Here is a 26,140-nt window from a genome sequence, read left to right on the forward strand (position 1 = left end):
CAGGAGTGGCACGAGTGTCGACAGAATCGACGAAGGCGCAGGGAGCACCTGCAGAACGCCGCACATTTGCAATTATTTCGCACCCGGACGCGGGGAAGACGACGCTGACCGAGAAGTTGTTATTATTTGGTGGCGCGATTCGCGAAGCCGGTGCGGTAAAAGGGAAAAAGGCGAGGCGGCACGCGACCTCCGACTGGATGGAAATTGAGAAGCAGAGAGGGATTTCCGTCACGTCGACCGTGTTGCAGTTTTCCTACCGCAATCGCCGCATCAACATCCTCGATACGCCAGGGCACGAGGATTTCAGTGAAGATACGTACCGGACGCTGACTGCAGCGGACAGTGCCATGATGCTTATCGACGCTGCGAAAGGCGTCGAGCCGCAGACTATCAAACTGTTTGAGGTCTGTCGCATGCGCGGGATTCCGATTTTTACATTTATCAATAAGCTGGACCGTCAGGGGAAAGATCCGCTTGCGCTCCTCGAAGAATTGGAGGAGGTTCTTGGCATCCGCTCATGCCCAATGAATTGGCCGATTGGCATGGGGCAGGAGTTCCAGGGCATTTACAACCGTCCGGATAATCGCTTTGAACGCTTTACGGACAGGGGCACCGAAACAGAGCAGATTCAGGTGGACGACATCGAAGATGAAGCGTTGCGCGAGGCGTTGGGCCCCGCCTTGCACGAGCAACTCAAAGAAGAAGTGATGTTGCTCGACATCGCGGGAGACCCGTTTGACGCGGAACTTGTGCAGCGCGGTAAGCTGACGCCGGTGTTCTTTGGCAGCGCCATCGCCAATTTTGGCGTCGAGACGTTTCTCAATCAGTTTATCGATCTCGCCCCACCCCCAGGCCCACGCCCCACGGACGATGGCCGGGTGGTCACGACGGATGCGCCGTTCTCTGGCTTTGTCTTCAAAATCCAGGCGAACATGAATCCTGCACACCGCGACAGAGTCGCTTTTATTCGGGTGTGCTCTGGCCGGTTTGAGCGCGGGATGACGGTCAATCACGTGCGGACCGGGAAGAAAGTAAACCTCGCGCAGCCGCAACAGTTCTTCGGCCAGGGCCGCGAGATTATCGATGAGGCGTATCCTGGAGACATTCTCGGCATTTTTGACCCGGGGCTGTTCCGCATTGGGGACACCTTGTGCGAGGCAGACAAGTTCCAGTTTGAGAAGCTTCCACAGTTCTCGCCTGAGCACTTTGCTCGGGTTTACGTGAAGAACACGCTGAAGTACAAGCAATTTCACAAAGGGATGGAACAACTGTCTGAAGAGGGTGCAATTCAGGTTTTCCGGCAGGCGAATCGCACCGAGGACATGGTGCTGGGCGCGGTCGGGCAACTGCAGTTTGAGGTGTTCCAACACCGGATGAAGGCGGAGTACGGCGCCGAAGTCGAACTGCACAACCTGCCCTATTCGTTCGCGCGCTGGTTGGTGTCGCCAGTTCCAATTGAACAATTAAACTACGACCGTCAGGCCATTATCGTCGTCAAAGATCACGATGACCGGTTTGTGATGCTGTTCCCGAACGAGTTTACAATTCGTCTCGTGCTCGATAAGAATCCGGGTGTCGAATTGCACCCCACCTCTTACGGCGTCTCGTAAGGTCAAAAGGACACGTGGGTCAGGGCGTACTTGGAGGAGGTCCAATTCGGTCTCATGAATACAGCAAAAGTCGCACACACGTTTAGCAATTTGGTGCGAGAGATCCGCAAAAAGCACGTCGGTAAAGGGCCGGAGCAAATCACCACGCGATTTGTCGGCCCTTGGGCCGTCTGTGAGCTGAAAGGCAATTTGACGAGTGTTGAGAAATTCGCTGTTCGCACGGAAGACGGGCGGCGAATCGTGCGCGAATTGCGCACCACGTTTATCAAGGAGATCTACAAAGACGAGGAATTGCGGGCCGAAGTGGAAAATGTGGTTGGGGCGCGTCTCGTTACGCTGTTCTGCGATTTTGATGTCGATCTCGACACAGCCATCACGGTTTACGTATTTGATAGACCCCTCGGACTCGACGGTTTGAATTGATTCTGTTAAAATGTTAGGCGCAACTGAAACGTTGAGGATTGGTGCAAAAGTACAGGATGTGCTTCAAACTACTCCACTAAAACCAGTTTCCCTGCAACAGGGCTCCTGGTTTTGGTGGAGTTTTTATTTTTTACAGGGGGTATTGGAATGAGTAGTAGTAGTACTTTGCGCGTTCAGTTCCCTGTTCATATCGACGGAGTGGCATATGACGGCTACGAGGGTCAAACCATTCTTCAGACGATGTTGGACAATGGGATAGAACACCCGCACGTGTGTTATCACTCAAACTTGGGTGCAATTCAGACGTGTGACACGTGTATGGTCGAAGTCGACGGCAAGCTGGTGCGTGCCTGCGCCACCGAAGTGATGCCTGGGATGAAGGTACAGACAGAGACAGATCTCGCCCGTGCCGCGCGCACGGAGGGTATGGATAGAATTCTTGAGAACCACATGTTGTATTGCACGGTGTGCGACAACAACAACGGCAACTGTGTGCTACATAACACGGCGGAATTGATGAAAATCGAGCACCAAGCATATCCTTACCGGCCGAAAGGTTATGACAAGGATATGTCCAATCCGTTCTATCGGTACGACCCAGATCAGTGTATCCTGTGCGGTCGGTGCGTCGAAGCGTGCCAGGACTTACAGGTCAACGAGACGCTGTCGATTGACTGGGAACGGGAGATGCCGCGCGTGATTTGGGATGACGACGTCGCCATCAACGAGTCGTCCTGCGTGTCTTGTGGGCATTGTGTGTCCGTTTGCCCAACCAATGCGTTGATGGAGAAGTCGATGCTTGGCAACGCAGGGTTTCTGTCAGGCATCCCGGGCGACGTTTTAAATCCAATGATTGATTTGATTAAGGAAGTCGAGCCGGGATACGGCGGTATTTTTGCGATTTCCGAAGTCGAGTCGGCGATGCGCGAACAGCGCATTCGCAAGACGAAGACGGTTTGCACGTTCTGTGGCGTCGGCTGCTCGTTTGACGTGTGGACGAAGGGACGCGAAATTCTCAAGGTGGAGCCGAACGAAGATGCGCCAGTCAACGGCGTTTCCACTTGTGTCAAAGGCAAATTTGGCTGGGATTTCGTCAATAGTGAAGAGCGTTTGACGAAGCCATTGATTCGTCGCGGGGATTCGTTCTATGAGGCGTCTTGGGAAGAGGCGTTGGATCTTATCGGGCGCAAGCTCGGCGAGATCAAAGAGACGTACGGTGCGGATGCCCTTGGCTTTATTTCGTCGTCAAAGGTGACCAATGAAGAAAACTACTTGATGCAGAAACTGGCGCGCGCCGTTATCGGTACGAACAATATCGACAACTGCTCCCGGTATTGCCAGTCGCCGGCGACGGACGGTTTGATGCGCACGGTCGGCATTGGCGGCGACGCAGGGACCATCAAGGATATCGCAAGTGCTGGTTTGGTCATCATCGTCGGTGCCAACCCTGCTGAGGCACACCCGGTATTGGCGACGCGCGTGAAACGTGCGCACAAACTGAACGGTCAGAAGTTGATGGTGGTCGACTTGCGCAAGCACGAGATGGCGGAGCGCGCAGATCTGTTTGTTCGGCCCAACCCGGGTACAGATCACGTTTGGCTCTCAGCGCTGACAAAATATATCATTGACCAACAATGGCACGACGTGTCGTTCCTCAATGACAAAGTTGTAGGATTTGACGAGTACGTGAAGTCCCTAGAGCGCTACACGCTGGATTACGCAGAACAAGTCACGGGAATTCGCAAAGATCAGCTGATTGACATGGCCAAGATGATTCATGAAGCGGATGGCGTCGCTGTATTGTGGGCGATGGGTGTCACGCAACAGCGCGGCGGCAGTGAGACGAGTGGCGCCATTAGCGATTTGTTGCTGGTTACCGGGAACTTTGCCCGCCCGGGCGCTGGCGCGTTCCCGTTGCGTGGACATAACAACGTGCAAGGTGCCTGCGATTTTGGCACACTGCCAAATTGGCTGCCGGGGTATCAGTTGGTGACGAACGAAGCTGCGCGCAAAAAGTTCGAAGAGGCGTGGGGAACGCCGTTGCCAGCGGAGCCAGGCATGGACAATCAGTTCATGTTGAACGCCATTTTGGAAGGGAAACTCCGTGGGATGTACCTGATGGGCGAGGATATGGCCTGGGTCGACACGAACTCCAATCACGTCCACGAGGCGCTCAGTCACTTGGATTTCTTCGTGGTACAGGACGTGTTTTTGAGCAAGACAGCGCAATTTGCTGACGTCGTGTTGCCAGCGAGCCCGAGCCTTGAAAAGGAAGGTACGTTTAGCAACACGGAACGCCGGATTCAACGTCTGTATCAGGTGTTCGAGCCGCTTGGCGAGTCGAAGCCGGACTGGCAAATTATCATGGCCATTGCAAATCGCCTGGGCGCCAACTGGAACTATCAACATCCGAGCGAGATTATGGCTGAAGCAGCATCGCTTGCGCCGATTTTCGCCGGGGTTTCGTACGACCGCCTTGAAGGCTACAACAGTCTCTTGTGGCCAGTTGCACCGGATGGAACGGACACACCGCTGTTGTACACGAATGGGTTTGCACATCCAGATGGCAAGGCGCGACTGGTTCCAGCAAATTGGATCCCGCCTGTACCTCCTGCCAAACAATACGATTTACACCTGAATAACGGTCGTCTCTTGGAACACTTCCACGAGGGCAACATGACCGACAAGTCGGAAGGCCTGCGCTCGAAGGTGCCGGATACGTTCGTTGAAGTGTCTCCAGAATTGGCGCAGCAGCGGGGATTGGTGGACGGATCACTCGTACGGTTGGAATCTCCGTATGGTCAGGTCAAGGTAAACGTGGTGGTCACCGATCGGGTGCATGGCAATGAATTGTACCTGCCGATGAACTCGACGAGTGAATTTGCGGCAGTCAACTTGCTGACCGGACCTGCAACGGACGTTCGGACGGATACACCAGCGTACAAAGAGACATATGTCCGCATGGAAGTGCTGAAAGCCAAAGGGCGTTCACCACTGCCGATGAACAATCCGCGGTTTGGCAAGCGCAACCCGCAACAAGGCGTCGAAGTATGGCGCAAGTGGAATCGTGAGGGTTATGTGCCGGTCGAGGAGAAAGCACAGGAGGTGGTCGCCCATGGCGAAGCCCACAACCAGCATTAATCGGTTGGAACCGTCACATGAGGAACAATCGATGGAGGTCACCCAAGAACTGCAGGAGGTATTTGCTGCACACAGCGACGCCATCAAAAGTTTGCTGGTGCTTGTGCAGGACTTGCATGACAGCGGCGTGCTCGAAATGTTGCACGCCCTCCTAAATTCAAAGGAGAAGGTCGCGTCGATTGTACTCGAACAGGTGCTCAAGCCGTCTGTTCTCAATACCATCAAAAATGCGATGACGGCCCTTGGCATGGTCAGCAAGTTGGATGCAGAACAATTGAGCAAGTTGACGGATGCGATGGTCACCGGGCTTGAACACGGCCAGGCGAAACTCGCCTCTGGTGAACGTGTGGGTGTTTTCCAGCTTGCCAAAGCGGTTCGCAACCCAGATATCAACCGTACGTTGGCCTTGATGCTGGGCCTTGCGGAGGGAATGGGACAGAAGCTGTAGTCTCTTTGTCGCTCCACGATGGAGACAACCGTTTGGATGGCTGAAACGCCAGTTTGGGAGGCAGTGCAGTGGAAAGCCTAGGATGGCTTATCGTGCACGGAATAGGAACGTGTGCCTATGCAGCGAGTGGGGCGTTTGTCGCACTTCAGGCGAAGTACCGGATCATTGGCGTGTTTATCTTAGGACTGACGACCTCTTTCGGAGGCAGTGTCATCCGCAACACGGTCATCGGGGTACCCGTGACGCGGTTGTGGGATCGTCAAACATTGCTCTTGGTGTTGTGCACATTGGCCGTGTTGTGTATCTTGTCGACAAAGTGGATTCGCCATTGGAAAAAGTGGGGGATTTTCTTCGACTCGATTGGCCTAGCGTCGTTCTCGCTGCAAGGGGCACTCTATGCGGAACAGTATGCTCATCACCTTGGCACCACCGTGATGGCCGCATTGTTCACAGGTATTGGGGGCGGTGTCATCCGGGATGTGTTGGCGTTGCGCAAGCCCGTCGCGCTACGGGAGGAAGTTCATGCGATTCTGACCGTGCTGGTGGGACTTCTGGTATTCATCGGTGGGCGCGGGTTTGCACAACCCATTCCACTGTTGACAACACTCTTCGTGGTTGTGGTCATCCGCCTGATTGTCGTGCGGTATCGGGAACGCTTGTGGACCAAGCTACACCTGCGGCAGTAGCCTTGATTGCGGCATCAGGCGTCGCGTGGAAATGGATATGGGAAAATGTGAAAGGTCACCCTGACAGGAATCCTGCGGGGTGGCTTTTTTAATATGTCGCGGTGATGCCAGGGGGCGTGTGTGCAGTCAGTTGGTCATATGTGCGTGCTATACTTGTCTTGCCGAACGGGGCATTCGAGAAGATTGGATTCAATGTGCAGGGGAGGGCGTCGCAGGATGCGTGATGCTCCTCAAAGGAGGGACGCCGTTTGGACGAAAAAGACTGTCGTATCCTGCAGTGTTTGTGGCAGGAGAAGAACCTGACTCGCGCGGCTGACCGTTTATATATTACGCAGCCTGCGCTGACTTATCGTTTGCGCCGACTTGAGCAAGAATTTGGTGCAGCAGTGATGTTTCGAAACGGCAAAGGCATTGGGTTTACGCCAGAAGGGGAATATCTGGTGCATTATGCCCAGAAGATGTTGTCGGAACTACAACAGACGAAAGACAAGATTGCAAATATGAGCCATGAAGTGCAGGGCAATCTGCGGGTTGGCGTTTCTAGTTATTTTGGTTTGCATAATCTGCCGAAGATTTTGCGGGGTTATCACGCTGACTTTCCCAAAGTCCATATCAATGTGACGACGGGATGGAGTGAAGAGATATATGAACTGCTGATTCACGACGATATCCACGTTGGTGTCGTTCGCGGAGATTTTCACTGGCCGGAAGCCAAATATCTGCTGAGTGAAGAGCGGATTTGTATTATTTCAAAATCGGAAATCCATCTCGACGATTTGCCAAGCCTTCCGCAAATCAGCTATAAAGCGCCTGTCCTTGCGAATAACCTCGCGAGTTATGCGCATTCGTCCTTGGCACAAATGATTGATGATTGGTGGTATGAACGATTTCACGTGCCCCCTCACATCAGTATGCAAGTCGATAGTTTTGAAACGTGCAAGGAGATGGTCAAAAATGTGTTTGGCTACGCCATTGTACCCAGCAATTTTGTCCACCGTCGGGATGGATTGAAGCACATTGACCTCGTTCGCAAAGATGGCGTCATGGTCAAAAGAGGCACCTGGATGTTTTATCGCGAAGCGGCGCTGCAATATACGATGGTTGATAAATTCATAGATTTTATGAAGAACTTTTCAAATGAAGCAGCAGACAGTGAATGGTAGGTCTCAGCGGATTTTATTTTATCTGAATATAAATTTCTTTTTGTCTCGAAAGAAAAAAACATTAATTTTACTTATACATTTTTCAGGATTAATATACAGCCTATACACGAATGTCGTGATGCGATGGGAGAAGGTGCAGACGGATTGGGTGAATCACACATTTCCTTGAAGTCCTGCGTGGAACAGGCTGTAGATGCTCGTGACGCATTACTTCGCACTTTGGCGTTGAATATACACCAACATCCTGAGTTGAGTTTTCAGGAGCACCAGGCGATGCAGTGGTTGGTAGAACCGCTTGCGGAGGCTGGGTTTGAGATAGAGACAGGGATTGCAGGTCTTGAAACAGCCTTCCGGGCGACATGGGGGCCGAGCGACGGACCCGTGATTGCCCTGTTAGCCGAGTATGATGCGCTTCCGGAAATTGGTCACGCTTGTGGACACAATTTAATTGGAACTGCAGCAGTGGGTGCCGCTTTGGCGCTACGCGACGCTTGTCCAGATTTGCTGGCCCGCATTGCGGTTATTGGTACACCCGCTGAAGAAGATGGTGGGGGAAAGATTATCATGTGCAACGCGGGCGTATTTGACGATGTGGATGCGGCGATGCTTTGTCACCCGCGAAACATCACGACGGTCAACCGTGGGTCACTTGCCTGTGTCGACGCTACCTTTAAATTTTACGGCCGTCAGGCCCACGCTTCCTCCGCACCGGAGGAGGGTATCAGCGCACTAGATGCTGTGATTCAATCGTTCGTCGCGATTAACGCACTTCGGCAGTTCTTCAAGAGCGATGTCAAAATTCACGGCATTATTACCAAGGGCGGCTCTGCTCCTAACGTCGTTCCGGAATTCTGTGAAGCAAAGTTTATTTTGCGCGCCATCACAGTCGAGGAACTCGCAGCGGTTCGGGAAAAGGTGTATGCGGCCGTCCGCCACAGTGCAGATGCGGTCGGTGCGCGATGCGAAATCGAGGAAGGGCTGATTTATGCCGAGCGCAACAACAATCGGGCGCTCGCAGCGCTATTTAAAGAGAATCTCGTCTCACTGGGACTCGAGGTGTCTGATCCGCCTGCTCGTGCAGGCCTTGGCTCTTCCGATATCGGCAACGTCGGTCAAGTGACTGCCACGATTCATCCGTACATCCGGATTGGGGACGTATCCAATCATACGCCAGCGTTTCGTGACGCCGCTGCATCCGAGGCGGGATTAACCGCATTGAACCAAGCCGCGAAGGCGTTGGCGATGACCGCTTACGATCTCGCTGTAAATCCACAAGCCTTACAAGCTGTGCGGGAAGAATTTGAACAGTGGCGGGCCAATAAAGCATCTTATGCGCATACTTCGTGATTCGGTGAAGGTGTTCAAGACAAGAGGCAATGGGGGATTGCACATGCACGCTTGGCAAAGACAAAGCTGTATCTTATTGGGAACTGTCGCGGCAATTGCGCTCTTACTCGCGGGATGCGGCACGAGCCCGGGAAATCAGGCGCAGGCTGGGGCGCAACAGAAGGGGCAATCGGGAGCGAGTCAACAACAAACACCGATTTCGGGTGGCCAAATCGACGTCGATATGAGTGACGATATCCATTCAATCGATCCAGCCGTCGCGGAGGACATTTTATCCGACGAGTTTGTCCAGTCGATGTATGACCAGTTGGTGACTTACAAAGGGACGACGAATCAGATTGTCGGCGATGCGGCGAAGTCCTGGGAAGTCTCCCCTGATGGGAAAACCTATACGTTCCATTTGCAAAAGGGCATCACGTTTTGGAATGGAGACAAGTTGACAGCAGACAGTTACATCGCAGAGTTGGAGCGCATTCTGAACAAAAAGATCGGTTCGCCCGGTGAATCGTTGATTGATCCTATCATCGAAGGCTCAACCGCCTATCACGATGGAACAGCGAGTACCATTCGTGGTGTCAGCGCGCCAGATCCGTATACCTTAAAAATCACCCTGACCAAACCTGAGCCCTTTTTCTTGAATATTTTGGCGATGCACTTTTTTGTCGGAATTGACCCGTTGTGGATTCAAAAAGTGGGGGATGCGGACTTTGGTTTAAACAAACCGATGGGGACCGGTGCCTTTGAAATGAAGAGCAATAATCACAATACGGTCGTCCTGACTAAAAATCCGCATTATTTTCAAAAGGATGCGTCTGGCAACCAACTCCCGTACCTAAACCAAATCGCATTTACGTATAACAACAACGAACAGCTGGACGCCATGCGTTTTGAGCGCGGTGAGACGGCTTTGCTTGGGTTTAACACGCGCGGGATTCCAGCATCGTCTTACCAGGAATTTATTTCAAATCCAAACTTGAAAAAAGATATTGTCACTTCTTCAGCCGGCACCATTTGGTATATGGGGTTGAATGTCCAACAGAAGCCGTTTACGAACGTCAAAGTGCGTCAGGCTGTGGAATATGCCATTGATAAACCCTTTATTGTCAAGCTGTTAGACAATCAAGGTTCTGTCGCAAACCAGCCCACACCCCCTGGTGTCTTTGGTCACGTGAACGATTTGCCTGCTGACGTCAATTATACGTATAACCCTACTAAGGCGAAACAGCTGCTCAAAGCCTCCGGCGTGTCCTTGCCGCTTCACGTGGACTTCTACTGCAGTAACGACGCGGCTACCTTAAAAATCGTCAATCAGATTCAGAGCGATTTGAAGGCCGTCGGAATTGATTTGAATGTTCACGAAGACAGTTGGGCTACGTTTTTGACGCTCAATGCCAAGGGCAATCAACCGTCATTTCTAATCGATTGGAATCAAACGTATCCAGATGCGTCTGACTTTTTATATACGTTGTTGAACTCGAAGGAGCAGCCAGCCAATAACTCAACGATGTATTCCAATCAGCGTGTGGATGAGTGGTTGAATCAGGCCGAGACGGACACGAACCAAACACAACGCGCGAGCTTGTACCAACAGGTGACCGTACAGGCTATGCAAGATGCGACACTGGTTCCCTTGTATTACGGTAAGTATTCGTACGCCGTGCAGCCGTGGATCCACGGATACTATATCAATCGCAATCTCGAAGAGGATCCGTTTGCGCACATCTGGGTGGACAAAACGCATCAGTCGTGACATTGGCATTGAACATTGGGCATAACCCGGTTCGCAGACTGCGAGCCGGGTGAAAGGACGCATGATGGGGCCTCCTGTTCCTTTGCGAATGAGCGAGCGTACCAACGCCGCGCTAGCTGGCGGTTTAAGATGAAACTTCTATGGCTTCGTCGTGTGGGGAAGATTTCGTCCGCGACGACAGTAAACTGTGGAGAATCATGCCCAAGATAACCATCGCCAGGCCGACGAAGCCGCCCACCGATATAGAGGTTCCTGGAATCAAGAGCAGTTCGCCGATGAGTGTAAAGACGACTTCCCCCGACTGCGTGGCTTCCACGACCGCTAACTGATGCACGTTTCCCTTCGCCAAGTCGGTTGCCGTGAAAAACAAAACGGTCGCAATGACCCCTGAAAATACGGCCACGACAACAGATTGCAAGGTTTGATTTACGCTCGGGAGCCCGTGGGCACAGGTCTCGTAAATCGCCAGTATCAACCACAGTGGAAGGCTGGCGATAGTCATGCCAAGCGTTCGTTGGTATGCGTCTAGTCTACCCTCACAAAGCTCCATCATCTTGCGATTGCCGAGTGGATACGCAAACGTTGCGAGCAGGATGGGGATTGTGCCAAAGAGAAATGACGAGAGAGGGACTCTTGTGGACTGCGACCATTCCATTGCCGCGATGCCGACGAGAATGATAAGGGACATCCCCATACCTTTCATAGGAATTCGCCGTCGCACGTGGATGACTCCCTGTGGCGTCAAGCGCGTTTCGCGAAACAGAGGAACGACGAGGGAGCCCGCGATGATGGTGAATTGCCACGTGCCCGCGACTAACCACGCAGGGCTGTATGCCGCGCTGAAGCACAGTGGCGCGTAGAACAGCCCAAACCCGACAAAGCTCCACCATACCCATTGCCAAGGATGTCGGCGCATCTCCGACCAGAGTGTGCGCTGACGCCCACGCGCGGCGACGAGGATGAGTAGAATGGGGAGCATAAAAAGATAGCGCAGCGAGGCGCTCCACAGCCAACTGCCTCCTGCGTCACTCATGAGTTTGTTGACCACGAACGTGACAGCGAAGAAAAAAGAAGCAAGAATTCCGATGAGTATCGCTTTCACAGTGGCACCTCCCATTGAGATTTGATTATAAGATATGAAACGGCAAATGAGGCACTTTCATCTAGAAATTCTGGTTGTTAGAAAGTTAGTATGTTGAAAAACTTTCTCCGTTGCCCATATACTTCAGAAAAGCGAGATCAACTGGGGTGATATTCAGTGGGGGCAGTTGTGGAGGCGTATGTCATTGAACGTGTGTTGAACAATAATGTCCTGATTTTGCGCGCGAACAACCAGGACGAGCAAATTGTGATTGGTCGTGGCATTGGCTTTGGTGCGCGCCGAGGCAGCCCGTTTCCGTTGACAGACGCGAGGATTGAGAAGCGATTCACGCTGGTCCACGAGGAGAATCAACAGCATTTTGAGCAATTGTTCTCGGTTGTTCCAGAGCCTGTAATCGGCATTGCCGAAGAGATTATCGCATACGCAGCAAAAGAGTTGGGCAGGGAGTTGCACGAACACATCCACGTGGCCCTGGCCGACCATATTGGCTTTGCATTGAATAGACTGCGCGGCGGCATCAACATTGAAAACCCATTCATCGAGGAAATCCAAATGCTCTATCCACGAGCTTGGGCGGTTGCCAAGACAGGTGCGCAGTGGATTGAAGAGAGATTTCAGATTGGCATTCCGATTGAGGAAGTGGGATTTCTCACATTGCATCTGCATTCTGCGAGTCATGCCCGAAAGGTTCGGGAAACGGTTCGTTTGACGGACGCGGTCACGTTAGCCGTGAAGGAATTGGAGAGATTACTTGGCAAGACGCTGCCAAGATCGCAGTTAAACTACGCGCGGATGATGATTCATTTGCGTTTTGCCATTCAGCGCATTCTGAGAGGTGAACCCATTCAAAATCCGCTCGCAGATACTATCATGGAAAAGATGCCGGAGAGTTTCGGGATTGCTCGGCGTGTGACGCAGGTGATTGAATCGAAGCTAAAGATCCATTTTCCCACGGATGAAATCGCTTATCTCACGCTGCATGTTGATCGCTTTTCATCTTGACGTGTGCTTGTTTGCCCGGTGGCGTAGCATAGTCCGTCGTCACAGCCGCCAGGAACATCACTGATAAATGCAAATACTTGCGCAACTATTTTTTCTATGTTATATATCAATTAGCGTGTTACTGCGTGATTGAAGGCAGGCATGAGCTGTGATGGCTCGTGTCTGCCTTTTTTCGTGTGCTCAGTCGCGCAGGACGGCGAATTTCGACGCAAGGGAGGATTTCTATGGAGGCAAAACTGGGGTTCGGCAAAGTTGTCGGCGTCATGGCTGTTGTGTTCGCCATCGGCGCAATTCTGTACTGGATTGGAGAACCTTCGGCCACTGGGGTGCCGTTTATTCAGGCTGTCGGTTACGCCGTTCTCTCCAATTACGCGATTATCCTCGCGGTTGGCATTTCGATAGGCATGGCAAAAGAAAATCAAGGTGCCGCAGCCCTCGCCGCATTTCTGGGTTACGAGGTGATTATTCAGGGGGCAAGTGCACTCTCGAAGACCATCGACATTGGCGACAAAGGTTCTATTGTGTTGGTGGCTGGTCTCATTGCCGGTGTATTGGCGGGGTATATGTACAATCGCTATCATCGCACGAAGCTTCCAGCGGTTCTCGCGTTCTTTGGCGGACGGCGATTTGTACCGATTGTGACAGCTGGAGCGTGTCTATTGATTGCCTTTGTTCTGGGGCACATTTGGCACTAACTCTATGTAAGCGGTTGTTAAGGAGGGGAGAATTATGTTAGGTCAGTTACAAAGGGTCGGTAAGGCCTTGATGTTGCCTATCGCTGTCTTGCCTGCGGCAGGCTTGTTACTTCGCCTAGGGCAGCCGGATACGTTGAATATCCCGTTTATGGCAGCTGCCGGCAACGCGGTGTTTAACTTTTTGCCGATTTTGTTTGCGATAGGTGTTGCAGTTGGTTTCGCCAAAAATAACCACGGGTTTGCCGGGTTGGCTGGATTTATCTCGTATGAAATTTTGACGGATGGCGCGCGGGCCATCAATAGCACGATTAATTTGGATGCATTGGGCGGTATTCTTGCAGGTATTATCACTGGTGTCATCTTCAATGCAGTCAGTCGACGAAAAGACGCGGTGTGGACCCGGTTTATGGGCGGCAGCAAAGGACTTGCCGTGGTGATTATCACTATATTGTCGCTGTTGTTGGCACTGATCTTTGGATATGTCTGGCCGTATGTGCAGACGGGCATCAATGACCTCGGTACCTGGATTGGCGATCTCGGCGCGTTCGGCGCCGGCATTTACGGCGTGCTCAACCGTTTGCTCATCCCGTTTGGATTGCATCACGTGGTCAACTCATATATTTGGTTTGTCTACGGATCTTGGCATGGCAAGACCGGCGACATGACGCGCTTTTTCGCTGGAGACCCGAGCGCGGGTGGCTTTATGGCCGGAATGTTCCCGATTATGATGTTTGGCCTGCCGAGTGCCGCACTCGCCATGGTGGCTGCTGCAAAACCGGAGCGCCGCCGTATGGTTTTAGGCATTATGGGCGCTGCGGCACTGACGTCATTCCTCACGGGGGTGACGGAACCCATCGAGTTTTCGTTTATGTTTTTGGCGCCGGCGCTGTACGTGGTTCATGCGCTGCTGACGGGTGTGAGCTTGGCGGTCTGTTACGCGCTGGGTATCCGCGACGGATTTAACTTCTCGGCGGGGCTCATCGACTACGTATTAAATCGCAATTACGCGACACATGGGTACTGGCTCATCCCAATTGGAATCGCGTTCGGCATCGTGTACTTCGTAGTGTTTTATTTCAGTATCAAAATTTTTGATATCAAAACGCCTGGGCGGGAGGTGGATGACGGGGGCGGATCGATACCGGGTGCAGGTTTCATCTTTGATGAAATGCAAGTGGCGACCGACGGCCCGGCAGATTTGCCTGCGGCTGCGAGCGCTGACAACCGTGTGACGAATGCACCAGGCTCACCGCATGTGGCCGCCGCAAGTGAACAAGCGCAGGCGTCCACGGTTGACCTCAGTACAATGGAAGGTAAGGCGAAAGCGTACCTCGACGCGCTGGGTGGAAAAGAGAACGTGTTGGAGGTCGAGGCCTGTACGACGCGCTTGCGCCTCAACGTCAAGGATAGCGAACAGTTTGACGAGGCGCGGCTCAAGCAACTTGGCTCTAGTGGTGTCATTCGATTCAATCAACACCATGCACAAGTGGTGGTTGGGACGATTGCCGATATGTTAGCTGAAGAAATGAAACAGTTCATGTAATGCCTCTGATTCAACCGACAATACATCATCAGGGGGAGAGGCTCATGTATCAGAAATCCGTTACGGTGAAAAACGCAAGTGGCCTGCACGCCCGCCCAGCATCGCGGTTTGTGACAGAAGCATCGGCATTTGCCAGCCGGATTACCTTGGTCAAGGACGGCGGTGAGGTAGACGCCAAGAGCATCCTGGGCATTATGTCGATGGCTATTACGCAGGGGACTGACATCACGATTCGCGGGGAAGGGCCAGATGAAGTCGTGGCTGTGGATAGGCTGGTTGAATTGATTGAAGGGCTAGAGGATTAGAGGGAATTGTAACTGAGTTCGCAGGAGTCTCGCACTTCTGCGAACAATCTTTATACCATCAGAATGAATACCAATTATCAGACTGAATACCAATCAGATGAAATCAACAGATTCCGCTAGCGAGGGATGCATCATGTTTAAAAACTTATTTCGACGGACACCATCGGATGACGCTCAACCAGCGAAGGAAGTCACGATTTATGCGCCGATTGACGGAGAGATGGTGCCGCTGGAGGATGTCGAGGACCCTGTGTTTGCACAGCGGATGGTCGGGGATGGATTGGCCATACGGCCGTCGTCGGAGACGGTGGTTGCACCTGTACAAGGAACCGTGACACAACTGTTCCCGACTGGCCATGCAGTGGGTATTACGACGGCTCAGGGGTTGGAATTGTTAATTCATATTGGCATCGATACTGTCGAACTCAAAGGTGAGGGATTCACCAAATTGGTTGAGCAGGGGGCCAAAATAGAGGTTGGGACGCCGCTGATACGGCTTCAACTCGACAAGCTGGCGGGGACTGCGAAGAGCCTGGTGACCCCTGTGATAGTGACCAACATGCAACGCGTTCAGGAATTGCACAAATCCTCCGCGTCGCACGTGGAGGCCCGAAAGAGCTGGTTACTGAAAGTGATTCCACAGGAGGGGTAGGTGAAGGCGATGGCAGAGCACGATTCATCCTTTGTCATTGAAAATGCCCGAATCGTCCTGGAGCAAAGCGTGACGGAAGGCGGTTGGGTCCGTGTCGAGGAAGGCAGAATTCTCGACATGGGCGACGCTAGTACGCGCCCTACCCCTGGCCAAGGTGGCGAAGTACATATAGATGCACAGGGCCAGTGGTTGTTGCCTGGATTTATCGATGTTCACGTCCACGGCGGCAGTGGTGCTGAGGTCATGGACGGAACGGTCAAGGCCCTGGAGTGCATCGGTCGGTTTCATGCTACGCGCGGGACCACCGGCTGGTTGCCGACGACGTTAACGGCCCCCATGGGTCAACTGGAGCAGGCTTTGGCAGCCGTGAAAGAGGCGCAGGACAAAACGGCTGGCGCGCAGATTCTTGGGGTGCACTTGGAAGGTCCATTTATTTCACCGAAGCGCTGTGGAGCACAGAATCCCGATTTCGTCATCCCACCTTCGATTGAGGCTCTCGAGCGGTTGACTGCCGCTACGGGCCCTGGACTGTTGAAAAAGGTGACCATTGCGCCCGAGTGCGCGGGTGCGCTGGTCACCATTCATTGGCTCGCCGAGCAGGGTGTTATTTCGTCAATTGGACACACGGACGCTACGTTGGGTGAGACGCTTGCAGGTGTTGCGGCGGGTGCAACGCACGCGACACACTTGTTTAACGCGATGCGTGGCCTTCATCATCGCGAAGGTGGCACCGTTGGCGCGGCGCTGCTGTCAGAAGATGTGGTATGTGAGTTGATTGCGGATGGTCATCATGTCGACGTGGACGTGATGAAACTGGTGTATCGGCTCAAAGGCCGCGAACAGTTGGTGCTCATCACGGACGCCATGGCGGCCGCAGGGATGCCAGATGGCGCGTACAAGCTGGGACTACTTGACGTGGTGGTGGAAAACGGCGTCGCGACGTTGAAGGATGACGGTCATCTCGCGGGCAGTACCCTGACGATGGACGCGGCGGTTCGCAACATGGTTCGGCAAGTCGGTGTCCATTTGTGTGATGCAGCCTACATGGCGTCAACGGTACCTGCCCGTGAACTCGGACTCATTCATCGAAAGGGATCTATCGCGGTGGGCAAAGATGCGGATCTCGTCTTACTGGATGAAGGGCTTCACGTCGTGTCTACGTGGGTGGCTGGTAAACAGGTATTTCAACGTACCTAAACCTTGCGAAGTAGGTACGATTCAGCATCGTTGCCGACGAATTTTACGATATCTTGCTCTTTGAAAGGTGATAGACCATGGAGGTTCGAGTCTTTCCAGACGCGTACGGCGCCGCGCTGTACACGGCAACGCTGGTGGAGACCACCATTACGCAATTGTCTTCGCCCGTCCTTGGCTTGGCTACGGGTGGCACGATGATTCCTGTGTACCAGCATCTGGTGCAATTTCACCGACGCGGCCTTCGTTTCGAACATGTCACGACCATCAATTTGGATGAATACGTAGGCTTGGAACCCACTGACCGTCACAGTTATCATGCATTTATGCGGGAACACCTTTTCGATCACGTCGATCTCTCGCTGGATTGCCGCTATATCCCGTCGGGTGCCGCTTGTGATTTGACGGCTGCCTGTCGGGCGTACGACGAGATTTTACAGGCGCATCCGATTGACTTGCAGTTGTTAGGAATCGGCGTAAACGGACATATCGGGTTTAATGAGCCGGCGGATCACTTGAAGCCCCATACGCATGTCGTGGAATTGACGGAAGATACCATCCGCCAGAATGCGCGGTTTTTTGACGCAGAGGAGCGCGTCCCGACGCGGGCCATCACGATGGGGCTGCAGTCTATTTTGTTTGCCAAACGCATTGTGCTGCTCGCGGTTGGCGCGTCGAAGGCACAGGCTGTGCGGGAAGCCATCACCGGCGATATTCGCACGACAGTTCCTGCCAGTTTGCTTCAGTTGCATCCACAAGTCACATTTGTCCTGGATGAAGCCGCCGCGCAACAATTGCGCTAAGGGGCTCAAGAATTAGCCGATTGGCCCTTGCTAAACGCCGTCTCCAAATGGGTGTCCCGTGCACAAAATACAGACATCTAAGGACAACCCTGATAGGGGGTGGAGCGGCGTGAACCAGATTCCAGAGCGAGAGCAGGAACTCCGCGAGCGAGTGGTCAGAATTGAGACAGAGTTGGAGAATTTGGTCACTACGCGGGAAAAGGCAGAGACTGCCGATGTGAAGCTGAAGTCACTGGAGCAACGCGTCAAACGGTTGGAAGATAGTCATATGTGGTTGTGGCGAGCCGTGGTCGGGGCCATTGCGACAGGTTTGATTACGTGGATTGCCACCCGGTTAGCGGGGGGATGACGCGGACAGCTGGTGTTACGTACTTAGGCTCGTAAAAAAGATTGTTTACATTGTGTATAAGCCTCTAGGGGAGTGTCCAAGCAAACCTTGCCCCTCTGCATAGATTGAACTATGGACACGAAAGGGGGGCGAAGCGGATGAGTAGACATGAGCGTAAGTCGTCTCGTCACAATCGAGTGACATTGTTTACGGACGATGGCAATGAAATCAGAGGGACACTCGATCGGCTGTTTGACGATGTCGTCCGATTGCGCAATGTCACGGTTCGCAAAAATGGTAAGCGTCGGTTGCGCACGTCGACCCTGTATGTCGTGTTGGACAAAATTGATTCGTTCCAGCGGACAAAGTTGCGCGAACATCACCATTGCGAAGACGATTGCGAGCCTCATTGCAACCCATGTGAGGATGGCGAAATCCGCGACGAGGTTGGTGTATTCGCGTCGGCGGCCGAGGACATTGTGTGACGTACCGCCCGTCTAACCGATTTTTGGTTAGGCGGGCTTTTTGATGGTATGGATACCCCGCTCGGGCATCGGTAGGCTCGTACATCACCCGACATATCTCGTGCAATCCTTGGATATCTTAACCACCGTAATGTTCACTGAGGAATATCCCGGATGATAGGTGAGGTGTCGAGATGGAGCGGGTGGAGTATGTCGGGCGGATCGCAGATATTGGCGAGTTTGTACCTGTCCTTGCGGCGGACAGGCTCGATGCGCTGCGTCAATTTTCCGATGTCGCGTTGGATGCGCTGTACATGGAGGCAGCCTCGAAAGACGCTGTGTTTGAGCACAACAGCGCCTATTCGCATCATCTAGTTAAACTTCGCGATGGTCAGTTTTTCGCGTTGGAGAACGATGTGAAGCCGTCGTTTGACAAGGAGGATGTCGAAAAACTGTATGTAGGTGTGCCGCTAACTGGATAAGGAGATTCGCGTCGTCACGGTCGATATGGCCATTGAGAAAAGGACGCATGCAGCGATGACAAAGTATGCGCTCGTGCCCCAGTGTTCGCTGATGGATCCGGCGATTGCGTCCCCGAGTGGGATGGACACCCATATGCACAAGCGGCTGACGCTCAGTGCCCGCCCACGCATATCGTCTGGAACCAGTGTTTGACGCAGCGTCACGATTTGCACATTCCACGCCACGAGTAAGATGCCAATTCCCACTTGTACGAGAGCGATGATGTATGGATTCGTGGTTCGCGTGAGCACGATTGGAGGAAGCACCTGCAGCCAAGCAGAGAGGATGAGCCATCGCATCATCTGCGTCGGATGGCGGAGTGCGCGTTCTGTCACGGCACCGATGACCATTCCGATGGACAAGCCCGCCATGACGATGCCGGACCATGTGGACGGCAGGCGCAACACGTGCTGAATGCGATACAAAAGCGCCACGTCCATACCCGGCCCGACGAGGTTGACGGCTGTGCCGTAGAGCATCAGTTGTCGCAAAGGGCGAATACCCCACACAAATAGCAGGCCTTCCCGAAGTTCGCGCCAGAACCCACGCCTTTGTACTGCCGTTGTTCTTGCGGCAAACGGCCTGCGGATGGAACAGGTCGCGCCGATGGATATCGCATAGGAGACTACATCTAGCAGGATTGTATTTGCACTGCCGATGATACCGATAGCACCACCCCCGACGATGGGGCCGAACATGCGGCTGAGCGAGACGGCGGTTTGCATCGCGTTGTTCGCCGTGGGCAATTGATTCGCTGTGACCAGGTTTGGAAGGCATGCATCATATGCCGCATCAAACACGGCCGATAGCGCGCTGATGCCTGCTTGTGTGAGATAGAGCAGAGATAAGGAAACCTGATGAACAATCAGATGGCCGAGCGGGATGGAGAGTAGGAGTAGCAGCCGAATTCCGTCGGATGCCATCATCAGCGCCTTGCGAGGGAGCCTATCAGCCCACACGCCGGCCGGCAGCGATACGAGAATGTACGGGACGAAGCCGATGGCGAATGCGATTCCGGTTTGGGTTGCCGATCCGGTCACCTCAAGCAGCATCCACGGGATGACGAAGGTCGTAACGGCGGTGCCGAGTTGGGAGACCGTTCTGCCGACGAGTAACGAGACGAAGTCGCGATTTTGCCAAATGGAATCTCGGATGTCATTCACCGCCCTTGTGACGTCTCTTGTGCGGCTTTGACGCCATCCAACTTGAGCAGGCGGCACAGTTCCTCGCCGAGGGCCAGCACTTCGTCGACGTTGAGCCCATAGACTCCACCGTCCACGTGGACCAATCCGGCAGTTCGCAGAAGCAACAGGTGGTGGTGCGTGGACGGCTTTGACGCACCAATGGCCTGGGCCAATTCTGCTAACGACCTCGAGGATGCCGCGAGCAGTTCTAGTAACCGAACGCGTAGTACATCGCCGACGGCTTTGTGTTTGGCCGCAATGTTTGAGATGAGACGGTTTTTGTCTAGGCCGGTTTGGGCATCGGGATCGACCGGGTAATAATAAACGGCATACCCTGGCAAATGGTTGCGGATAGTAAACGGCCGATACGAGACTTGCGGAATGAGCCACAGCGTAGTCACGCCGGGCTCCGCGACGAACTCGCCACCCCGCGTGACGGTGTGAATCAGTTTCTCGTGGCTGACGTTCTGGGACAACGCGGATGTTTGCGCTGCGGATTGCTCCAAAGTCGCAACGACATTTCGGTCGCGGCTGACAACCTCTTCATACCACCCCTCCACCAATCGCTTGATGTGATCCAACAATTGCTCCGCCGATACCGCGAATAAGTATTGAAGGTTCTGATAGATGACGGGGTTCTCGTGGTGCTCGTCCAACAACTTCTGCATATCCAGCGCGTTGCCCGCTAGGGCGGCTGCCAGTGGTGCCTGATACGACGCCCCCAAGTAGGGTGCTGCTTCCGTGCGAATGCTGTCTTTGATTTCCTTGAGCCAGTCCATGAACACAGGCAGGTGTTTTTCCTGTGTGGTCGAGGGCAGGTAGGGGCACCGGTGGATCAAAAACAGCACACTGCGCCAAGTGTGGTGCAACCCCGCTAACGACACTTCGCGCCTGAGCGCTTCGGACATTTGCCTCTTTATCTGCAGCACTTGTGCTTGTCCAATGTCCAACTTGTCATGGACTTCGTCCCACGTGAACGCGCCAATGCCCAGCGCGCACTCGTACAATAGCGAATACTCCACGCGAATATCATACGTTTGGCGGGGGGAGCCAAAATCGAGCATGTCCATCTGAATCTGCGCCGCCTTTCAAATATTGTGGAATTCAATATATTTTTAACGAAGGCGCGCGAATGGTCAAGGGTGAATTTGATTTGCGGGGATGCGGTGTGATGGGAGGTGCGTTGTTGCGGGTGGCGGCAGTGCGGGGCGTGGGGCGTGGGGCGTGGGGCGTGGGGCGTGGGGCGGGCAGAGCGTTGGGGCACGACGGGGTGTCTTATTAAGACAGACTCGGCCTGCGGGCGGCAAATAGCGTCGAAAAAATATCTTATTTCCTCTCTGGGGCTCGCGAAATGGCGATCCGGCGGGCAATAAGGTAGATTTTCTGCTCTATTCGTGTGAATCGACGGAAATTTGCGTGAATAAGGCACGAAAGTGGTCTTAAGTGGGCCGCCCGGCTGCCAGTCACCCAGCCTCTGGCCGCCACTCGCCGCTCCCGGCCTTGCGCCAGGCCGTCCGGCCGTCAGCGCGGGGCGTTGAGCAACACGGGTGTCTTATTAAGACAGACTCGGCCTGCGGGCGGCAAATAGCGTCGAAAAAATACCTTATTTCCTCTCTGGGGCTCGCGAAATGGCGATCCGGCGGGCAATAAGGTAGATTATCTGCTCTATTCGTGTGAATTGGCGGAAATTTGCGCGAATAAGGTACAAAAGTGGTCTTAAGCGGGCCGCCCGGCTGCCAGCCCCCCGGCCCGCAGCCCTCAGCCGCCCCCGGCCCCCCTCGCTGCGTCCCACATCATGCGCATGGGCTTTCCACCCATGCGCACGATGTGACGCCGTGCGATATCGTCACTCTTCGCAGTCGCAACAGTCGTGCCGGTGATGCTTGTGTTCGTGATGATGGTGCTTGTGCTCGTGGCATTTGTGATGGTGGTGGTGGTGCCGATGATGATGATGGTGACTCCGGCGAACGCGATGGAACGAATTGATTTTGTCGATCACGACAAACACCGTCGTATCACTCAACCGACGCTTGAAGTTCTTGAAGACTGTGGCATTGGTCAGCCGGACCAGACCGTCTTCAATCGAGTCGAGCGTGCCGATAATCTGGTTACCGTCGTTGGTGAAAATGTTCACCTTCGCGCCTTTGCGATGGTGTAAACGATGCTCCATGTCACTCATGTGCCATTCCTCCCCTTGTTTGGATACTGCAGTCTATGTCGCGATGTGGACGAGCGAGTGGACAATCAGCGCGGGGAGGATGCCTATTTTCAAATGCTAGTTGAGGAAGTCCCGTTGATAGAGCTCGACGAATCGAGGCCAGGCGTGCTGATGTTGCCGCGTGATGCTGTCGGCGTGTCGCAGGACGTTGTAGACGGTGAAGTCCTCGTACCGGATGGCGCCTTGGCGCATCAGGTTGCGCGTGACGAGTACGTCCTCGTACAATCGGCCGTCGGCAAACGTCGGGACTGGAAAGCCGCCGATAGCCTGTAGCGCCGACGTTCGGTAGATTCGCGGCCCCAACGGGAGGGGGTATGTGAGGAGCTCCCGCGGTTCATACACTTGGTGGCCCCGATTGACGCCGGCGAGTTGCAGCGTGTGCAGGCGCTTGGTCCAGATTCGAAAGTTTCCATAGAGAAGCGAGGTCTCTGGGGACACTTGCGAGACCAATTGCTGAATGATCGCGATGGCATTCGGGTCTAACCAATCGTCCGCATCGAGCTCCATGACGAAGTCCGAGCTTACGTATGGAACGAGCATGTTGAGTGCCTGAGCTTTTCCCTGATTTTCAGTTGCTCGAATCAATCGGGCGTTCTGCAGTTTCGGAAGCCATGCTTCGATGCGCGAGGTTGTATCGTCTTGTGATCCGTCGTCGACAATCAAAATTTCGCGTGCCGCCACGCGTTGGCTCGCGAGCGAGGAAAGCGCGGTGTCAATCGTGGTACTTGCCTGATACGCGGCGAGCAGAACGCCGACGTTCGGCTGGCTGGGGTCGCCCAATGTTGCGGCAGCGCTGCTCAAATGCGTCAGATAGGCGACTCTATCTGGATAAAACCGACTGTTTCTTCGCCGGGTCTGTCGCACAAAGGGGACATCCAGATGTAGGATTTGGTGTGGATCGAGCTGTGGCAGGCAAGCCGCAAGTCCCGCTTCCGAGTCGGAAGATAACAAATGTCCCAAATGAGCACAATGCGCTTCGTAGGTTTGTGCGCGAATGAGTAGTGGTCGCTTGTAAAAAGGTGGGTACGCGGTGCTGGGACACGTGACCACCTCGATGTTGTCCGGCCACGCTTGGACGATATCTGGAAGCGGGGCGCTCACAAAATCTTCATCGTGCAGGAAGAGAAAGATGTCGTTCGGTTCATGCGGTAGGTGTGGTGTCCGTTGCCAGTCTCCGTTCAAAAGATGTGTGGTCACTGGGGCGGATAAGTTGTTTGTGAATGTGCCCAGGGGCAAATCGCGTTGTTCGTTGCGGCGTAGAATCGTCACGCGGCTGAGCGCATGTTGGACGTGTGTCAGCGACTTCAGCGCCCGTTGCAAACTTCGGTCGTCTGTGTATGGGAAAAGAACAGCGTGCAGACCCATCTGGCGTACCTCCAATCGCAGACGGCATATAAATCCGTTCAGTTTGTCTCTCCACCAGTTGTATGTCCCTCAGCTTGTTGATTCTCCCGATGTTTGACCATCGTTTGTCTCCCCTTTACGAAGTTGGACGCGGCACTCCGGTAGCGATCCCCCCTTCAGTGCCCACGCATGTCGCTTGTGACTCGCCCAATTGACGTGCCCAATCGATAAATTGTCGCCTGATACGCTCAAACGTTCCATTGTTGTCTATAGAACGTGTTTGCTCGTCTGCATACGGTGACCAAAGGGGGTGGCCAGACGATGGGGTTTCCTAGGCGACCAGGGTTGGTCAGTATCGTCGTCCCTGCGTACAACGCAGCACAATATTTGAATGATTGCTTGGACAGCCTGCAACATCAAACCTATCCAGATATTGAAATTATCGTCGTCAATGACGCGAGTACCGACCACACCACGCGCGTCTTGGAGCAATGGACGCGCAGGTTTCGTGATGCCTCGCGGATTTTGAGCGTGACGATGCCTCGCAATATCGGCTTTGCAGGAGCAGTCCACACCGGTTTTTTCATGAGCGCGGGCGAGTTTATCGCGGTTCAGGACGCGGATGACATCTCCCATCCTGAACGGATTCAGCGACAGGTGGATTATCTTCGCGCGCATCCGGAAGTCGATTTAGTTGGCACTAACTATAAAACGTTCAAACGGCGTCCAGAGGAACCCGGGCAGTTTTCCAACTGGCTGGCCTATGGGGAGCAGATTCGCCAAGTCTACGCTAGCGGCGGGCACTGCGTGTGCCACGGCACGATTCTCTTTCGCGGACGGCTGTTTGACCAAGTGGGCGGGCCCACTCGGCGGGTGGAAGGCGCGGAGGATTACGAGTTTATCGTGCGTTGTTTGTCGGCGCCCGCGAACATTGAAAATCTCCCCGACGTGCTCTATTTCTACCGCGAACACACAAATCAGAGATCGCGCGCCTACTATCATTGAGCCCATCTGACGGTGTGCAGGTGATTGTCTAAACACTGTGGAGAACGAGGAGGGAATCTGGTGCAACCATGCGTCCTATTCGTGTTGGATCAACTCAATATCGGTGGAACAGAAACGCATGTCCTATCGATTGCACGCGAGTTGAAGCGGCGCGGGGTGAAGGTGTTGGTGGCAGGCAAAAGAGGGGCGTTGCTTTCGCAACTGCAGGCGTCCGGCATCGCGCACTTTGACCTGCCATTTGCGCTGACGGACGCGATCGATCCCGCCCTGCGCGCCCAGCTGACGGAACAACTGACGCGCGTTGTCGTGGAGCAAGGCGTGAATATCCTGCATGCTCACCAGACGCCTTCCGGATCAATTGCCGCAAGCGTCGCTTCGCGCCTCGGTATTCCGCTTTTGTTCACCGTCCATGGCACGTATTACGAGGTAGGGCCGCTCAAGGGGACTTTAGAACAGTGCCGCACCTGTATCAGTGTCAGTTTGCCTGTTCAGGATTATCTCGCCAATTTAGGGTACGCATCGGTCTTGATTCAAAACGGCGTGGATATCGACGTGTTTCGGCCGATGGATCCGACTGTAAAAAGTGCTGTTCGAGGGGAAATCGGGATCGATCCGTCGGCGTTCGTCGTGCTAAGCGCCAGCCGCATCTCTTGGAAAAAGGCGGCCGTCATCCGCTTGCTTTTGCAAGTGTGCCTCGATGTCCGTGTGAGTCGAATGCCAAACCTGCATCTGTTGGTGGTTGGGGAGGGGTATCAATTTGGCGATTTGCAACGATTCGCGAACAAATTGAATGCCCGTCGCAAGGGTGAATTCATCCACTTGTTAGGCAATCGGCAGGACATGAATCGCTGTTATGCCGCGGCGGATTTGGTCGTGGGGACCGGACGTGTCGCACTCGAGGCGATGGCTTGCGGAAAACCCGTGGTGGCCATTGGCGAACACGGGTTTTTTGGTCTCGTGGAACCGGCCAATTTTGATTTGGCGTGGTCGATGTATTTTGGTGATCACGGATCACGGTTTCCCGCAGCTCGCTCTCGCCTGTTTCGCGAGATAAACGCGGCAGTGCACCGGGATTTGACTGCTTTGGGGGCGGCGTCGAGAGACTGGGTGACGTCGAACTTTTCTGTGGCAAAGACGTGTGACGATTTGTTGCAGCAATACATGGTGTGTGTAGGTTAACGCATGAGGTCCGTTATGTCGCACGCAATGGG

26 protein-coding genes are annotated in these 26,140 nt (G+C 53.8%); 22 read left to right on the forward strand and 4 right to left on the reverse strand.

Features of this window, described 5'->3' with window-relative positions:
* Positions 1–14: 14 nt before the first annotated feature.
* The 8 genes from K1I37_RS06190 to K1I37_RS06225 all read left to right on the forward strand — a co-directional run bounded on the left by K1I37_RS06190 (position 15) and on the right by K1I37_RS06225 (position 10,568).
* Entirely contained in the window at positions 15–1,610 is a 1,596-nt protein-coding gene (locus tag K1I37_RS06190; RefSeq protein WP_021297952.1) for a peptide chain release factor 3, read from the forward strand.
* Between the two features lie 54 nt (positions 1,611–1,664).
* Positions 1,665–2,033, forward strand: a complete 369-nt coding sequence (locus K1I37_RS06195) for a Na-translocating system protein MpsC family protein (protein WP_021297951.1) — start codon at positions 1,665–1,667, stop codon at positions 2,031–2,033.
* A 147-nt stretch (positions 2,034–2,180) separates the two neighbouring features.
* Positions 2,181–5,174, forward strand: coding sequence for a formate dehydrogenase subunit alpha (fdhF, locus tag K1I37_RS06200; protein ID WP_021297950.1), 2,994 nt, complete (start codon positions 2,181–2,183; stop codon positions 5,172–5,174).
* Positions 5,149–5,622, forward strand: a complete 474-nt coding sequence (locus K1I37_RS06205; protein ID WP_021297949.1) for a helical membrane plugin domain-containing protein — start codon at positions 5,149–5,151, stop codon at positions 5,620–5,622. Before fdhF ends, K1I37_RS06205 begins: the two co-directional genes overlap by 26 nt.
* Before the next feature lie 68 nt (positions 5,623–5,690).
* Entirely contained in the window at positions 5,691–6,308 is a 618-nt protein-coding gene (locus tag K1I37_RS06210; RefSeq protein WP_021297948.1) for a trimeric intracellular cation channel family protein, read from the forward strand.
* Positions 6,309–6,556: 248 nt separating this feature from the next.
* Entirely contained in the window at positions 6,557–7,471 is a 915-nt protein-coding gene (locus tag K1I37_RS06215; RefSeq protein ID WP_021297947.1) for a LysR family transcriptional regulator, read from the forward strand.
* Positions 7,472–7,594: 123 nt separating this feature from the next.
* Entirely contained in the window at positions 7,595–8,818 is a 1,224-nt protein-coding gene (locus K1I37_RS06220) for a M20 family metallopeptidase (RefSeq protein ID WP_021297946.1), read from the forward strand.
* A gap of 43 nt (positions 8,819–8,861) precedes the next feature.
* Entirely contained in the window at positions 8,862–10,568 is a 1,707-nt protein-coding gene (locus K1I37_RS06225; RefSeq protein WP_021297945.1) for an ABC transporter substrate-binding protein, read from the forward strand.
* Positions 10,569–10,692: 124 nt separating this feature from the next.
* On the opposite strand, the gene K1I37_RS06230 is transcribed toward K1I37_RS06225, so the two are convergent.
* Positions 10,693–11,670, reverse strand: a complete 978-nt coding sequence (locus tag K1I37_RS06230) for a DMT family transporter (RefSeq protein ID WP_021297944.1) — start codon at positions 11,668–11,670, stop codon at positions 10,693–10,695.
* A 156-nt stretch (positions 11,671–11,826) separates the two neighbouring features.
* Between K1I37_RS06230 and K1I37_RS06235 the strand changes: the two genes are divergently transcribed.
* The 10 genes from K1I37_RS06235 to K1I37_RS06280 all read left to right on the forward strand — a co-directional run bounded on the left by K1I37_RS06235 (position 11,827) and on the right by K1I37_RS06280 (position 19,138).
* Positions 11,827–12,672: a BglG family transcription antiterminator gene (locus tag K1I37_RS06235; RefSeq protein ID WP_021297943.1), complete on the forward strand. Its 846-nt coding sequence runs from the start codon at positions 11,827–11,829 to the stop codon at positions 12,670–12,672.
* A gap of 224 nt (positions 12,673–12,896) precedes the next feature.
* On the forward strand, positions 12,897–13,367 hold the full coding sequence (locus K1I37_RS06240) for a PTS transporter subunit EIIC (RefSeq protein WP_021297942.1): 471 nt from the start codon (positions 12,897–12,899) through the stop codon (positions 13,365–13,367).
* A gap of 34 nt (positions 13,368–13,401) precedes the next feature.
* Positions 13,402–14,910 (forward strand): PTS transporter subunit EIIC, encoded by a 1,509-nt coding sequence (locus K1I37_RS06245; RefSeq protein ID WP_021297941.1) that lies wholly within the window; start codon positions 13,402–13,404, stop codon positions 14,908–14,910.
* 44 nt (positions 14,911–14,954) lie between these two features.
* A complete protein-coding gene (locus tag K1I37_RS06250; RefSeq protein WP_021297940.1) occupies positions 14,955–15,215 on the forward strand; it encodes an HPr family phosphocarrier protein in 261 nt (86 codons plus the stop codon).
* A 133-nt stretch (positions 15,216–15,348) separates the two neighbouring features.
* Entirely contained in the window at positions 15,349–15,867 is a 519-nt protein-coding gene (locus tag K1I37_RS06255; RefSeq protein WP_021297939.1) for a PTS sugar transporter subunit IIA, read from the forward strand.
* 9 nt (positions 15,868–15,876) lie between these two features.
* A complete protein-coding gene (gene nagA / locus K1I37_RS06260; protein ID WP_031219120.1) occupies positions 15,877–17,064 on the forward strand; it encodes an N-acetylglucosamine-6-phosphate deacetylase in 1,188 nt (395 codons plus the stop codon).
* A gap of 77 nt (positions 17,065–17,141) precedes the next feature.
* Positions 17,142–17,864 carry a glucosamine-6-phosphate deaminase gene (nagB, locus tag K1I37_RS06265; RefSeq protein WP_021297937.1) on the forward strand — a complete coding sequence of 241 codons (723 nt, stop codon included), beginning with the start codon at positions 17,142–17,144 and terminating at the stop codon, positions 17,862–17,864.
* Between the two features lie 109 nt (positions 17,865–17,973).
* Positions 17,974–18,213 carry a hemolysin XhlA family protein gene (locus tag K1I37_RS06270; RefSeq protein ID WP_021297936.1) on the forward strand — a complete coding sequence of 80 codons (240 nt, stop codon included), beginning with the start codon at positions 17,974–17,976 and terminating at the stop codon, positions 18,211–18,213.
* A 137-nt stretch (positions 18,214–18,350) separates the two neighbouring features.
* Positions 18,351–18,677 (forward strand): hypothetical protein, encoded by a 327-nt coding sequence (locus K1I37_RS06275; protein ID WP_021297935.1) that lies wholly within the window; start codon positions 18,351–18,353, stop codon positions 18,675–18,677.
* A gap of 173 nt (positions 18,678–18,850) precedes the next feature.
* Positions 18,851–19,138: a hypothetical protein gene (locus K1I37_RS06280; RefSeq protein ID WP_021297934.1), complete on the forward strand. Its 288-nt coding sequence runs from the start codon at positions 18,851–18,853 to the stop codon at positions 19,136–19,138.
* On the opposite strand, the gene K1I37_RS06285 is transcribed toward K1I37_RS06280, so the two are convergent.
* Together K1I37_RS06285 and K1I37_RS06290 are read right to left on the reverse strand one after the other, a co-directional pair.
* Complete coding sequence (locus K1I37_RS06285; RefSeq protein WP_021297933.1) at positions 19,127–20,341, reverse strand: MFS transporter; 1,215 nt, start codon at positions 20,339–20,341, stop codon at positions 19,127–19,129. The two genes, K1I37_RS06280 and K1I37_RS06285, sit on opposite strands and share 12 nt — an antisense overlap.
* Positions 20,338–21,432: an ArsR/SmtB family transcription factor gene (locus K1I37_RS06290; protein ID WP_021297932.1), complete on the reverse strand. Its 1,095-nt coding sequence runs from the start codon at positions 21,430–21,432 to the stop codon at positions 20,338–20,340. Before K1I37_RS06290 ends, K1I37_RS06285 begins: the two co-directional genes overlap by 4 nt.
* Before the next feature lie 62 nt (positions 21,433–21,494).
* On the opposite strand from K1I37_RS06290, the gene K1I37_RS06295 reads away from it, so the two are divergent.
* Both K1I37_RS06295 and K1I37_RS06300 read left to right on the forward strand, forming a co-directional pair.
* The gene (locus tag K1I37_RS06295; protein ID WP_021297931.1) at positions 21,495–21,644 is read left to right on the forward strand and encodes a hypothetical protein; all 150 of its coding nucleotides are present in this window, start codon (positions 21,495–21,497) and stop codon (positions 21,642–21,644) included.
* 630 nt (positions 21,645–22,274) lie between these two features.
* Entirely contained in the window at positions 22,275–22,520 is a 246-nt protein-coding gene (locus K1I37_RS06300; protein WP_242215991.1) for a hypothetical protein, read from the forward strand.
* A gap of 117 nt (positions 22,521–22,637) precedes the next feature.
* On the opposite strand, the gene K1I37_RS06305 is transcribed toward K1I37_RS06300, so the two are convergent.
* The gene (locus K1I37_RS06305; protein WP_021298003.1) at positions 22,638–23,945 is read right to left on the reverse strand and encodes a glycosyltransferase family 2 protein; all 1,308 of its coding nucleotides are present in this window, start codon (positions 23,943–23,945) and stop codon (positions 22,638–22,640) included.
* A 300-nt stretch (positions 23,946–24,245) separates the two neighbouring features.
* Between K1I37_RS06305 and K1I37_RS06310 the strand changes: the two genes are divergently transcribed.
* Both K1I37_RS06310 and K1I37_RS06315 read left to right on the forward strand, forming a co-directional pair.
* Entirely contained in the window at positions 24,246–24,929 is a 684-nt protein-coding gene (locus K1I37_RS06310) for a glycosyltransferase family 2 protein (RefSeq protein ID WP_021298004.1), read from the forward strand.
* Between the two features lie 60 nt (positions 24,930–24,989).
* Positions 24,990–26,108, forward strand: coding sequence for a glycosyltransferase (locus K1I37_RS06315; protein WP_021298005.1), 1,119 nt, complete (start codon positions 24,990–24,992; stop codon positions 26,106–26,108).
* Positions 26,109–26,140: the final 32 nt, after the last annotated feature.

The organism is Alicyclobacillus acidoterrestris, assembly GCF_022674245.1.
GTDB classification, from domain to species: domain Bacteria; phylum Bacillota; class Bacilli; order Alicyclobacillales; family Alicyclobacillaceae; genus Alicyclobacillus; species Alicyclobacillus acidoterrestris.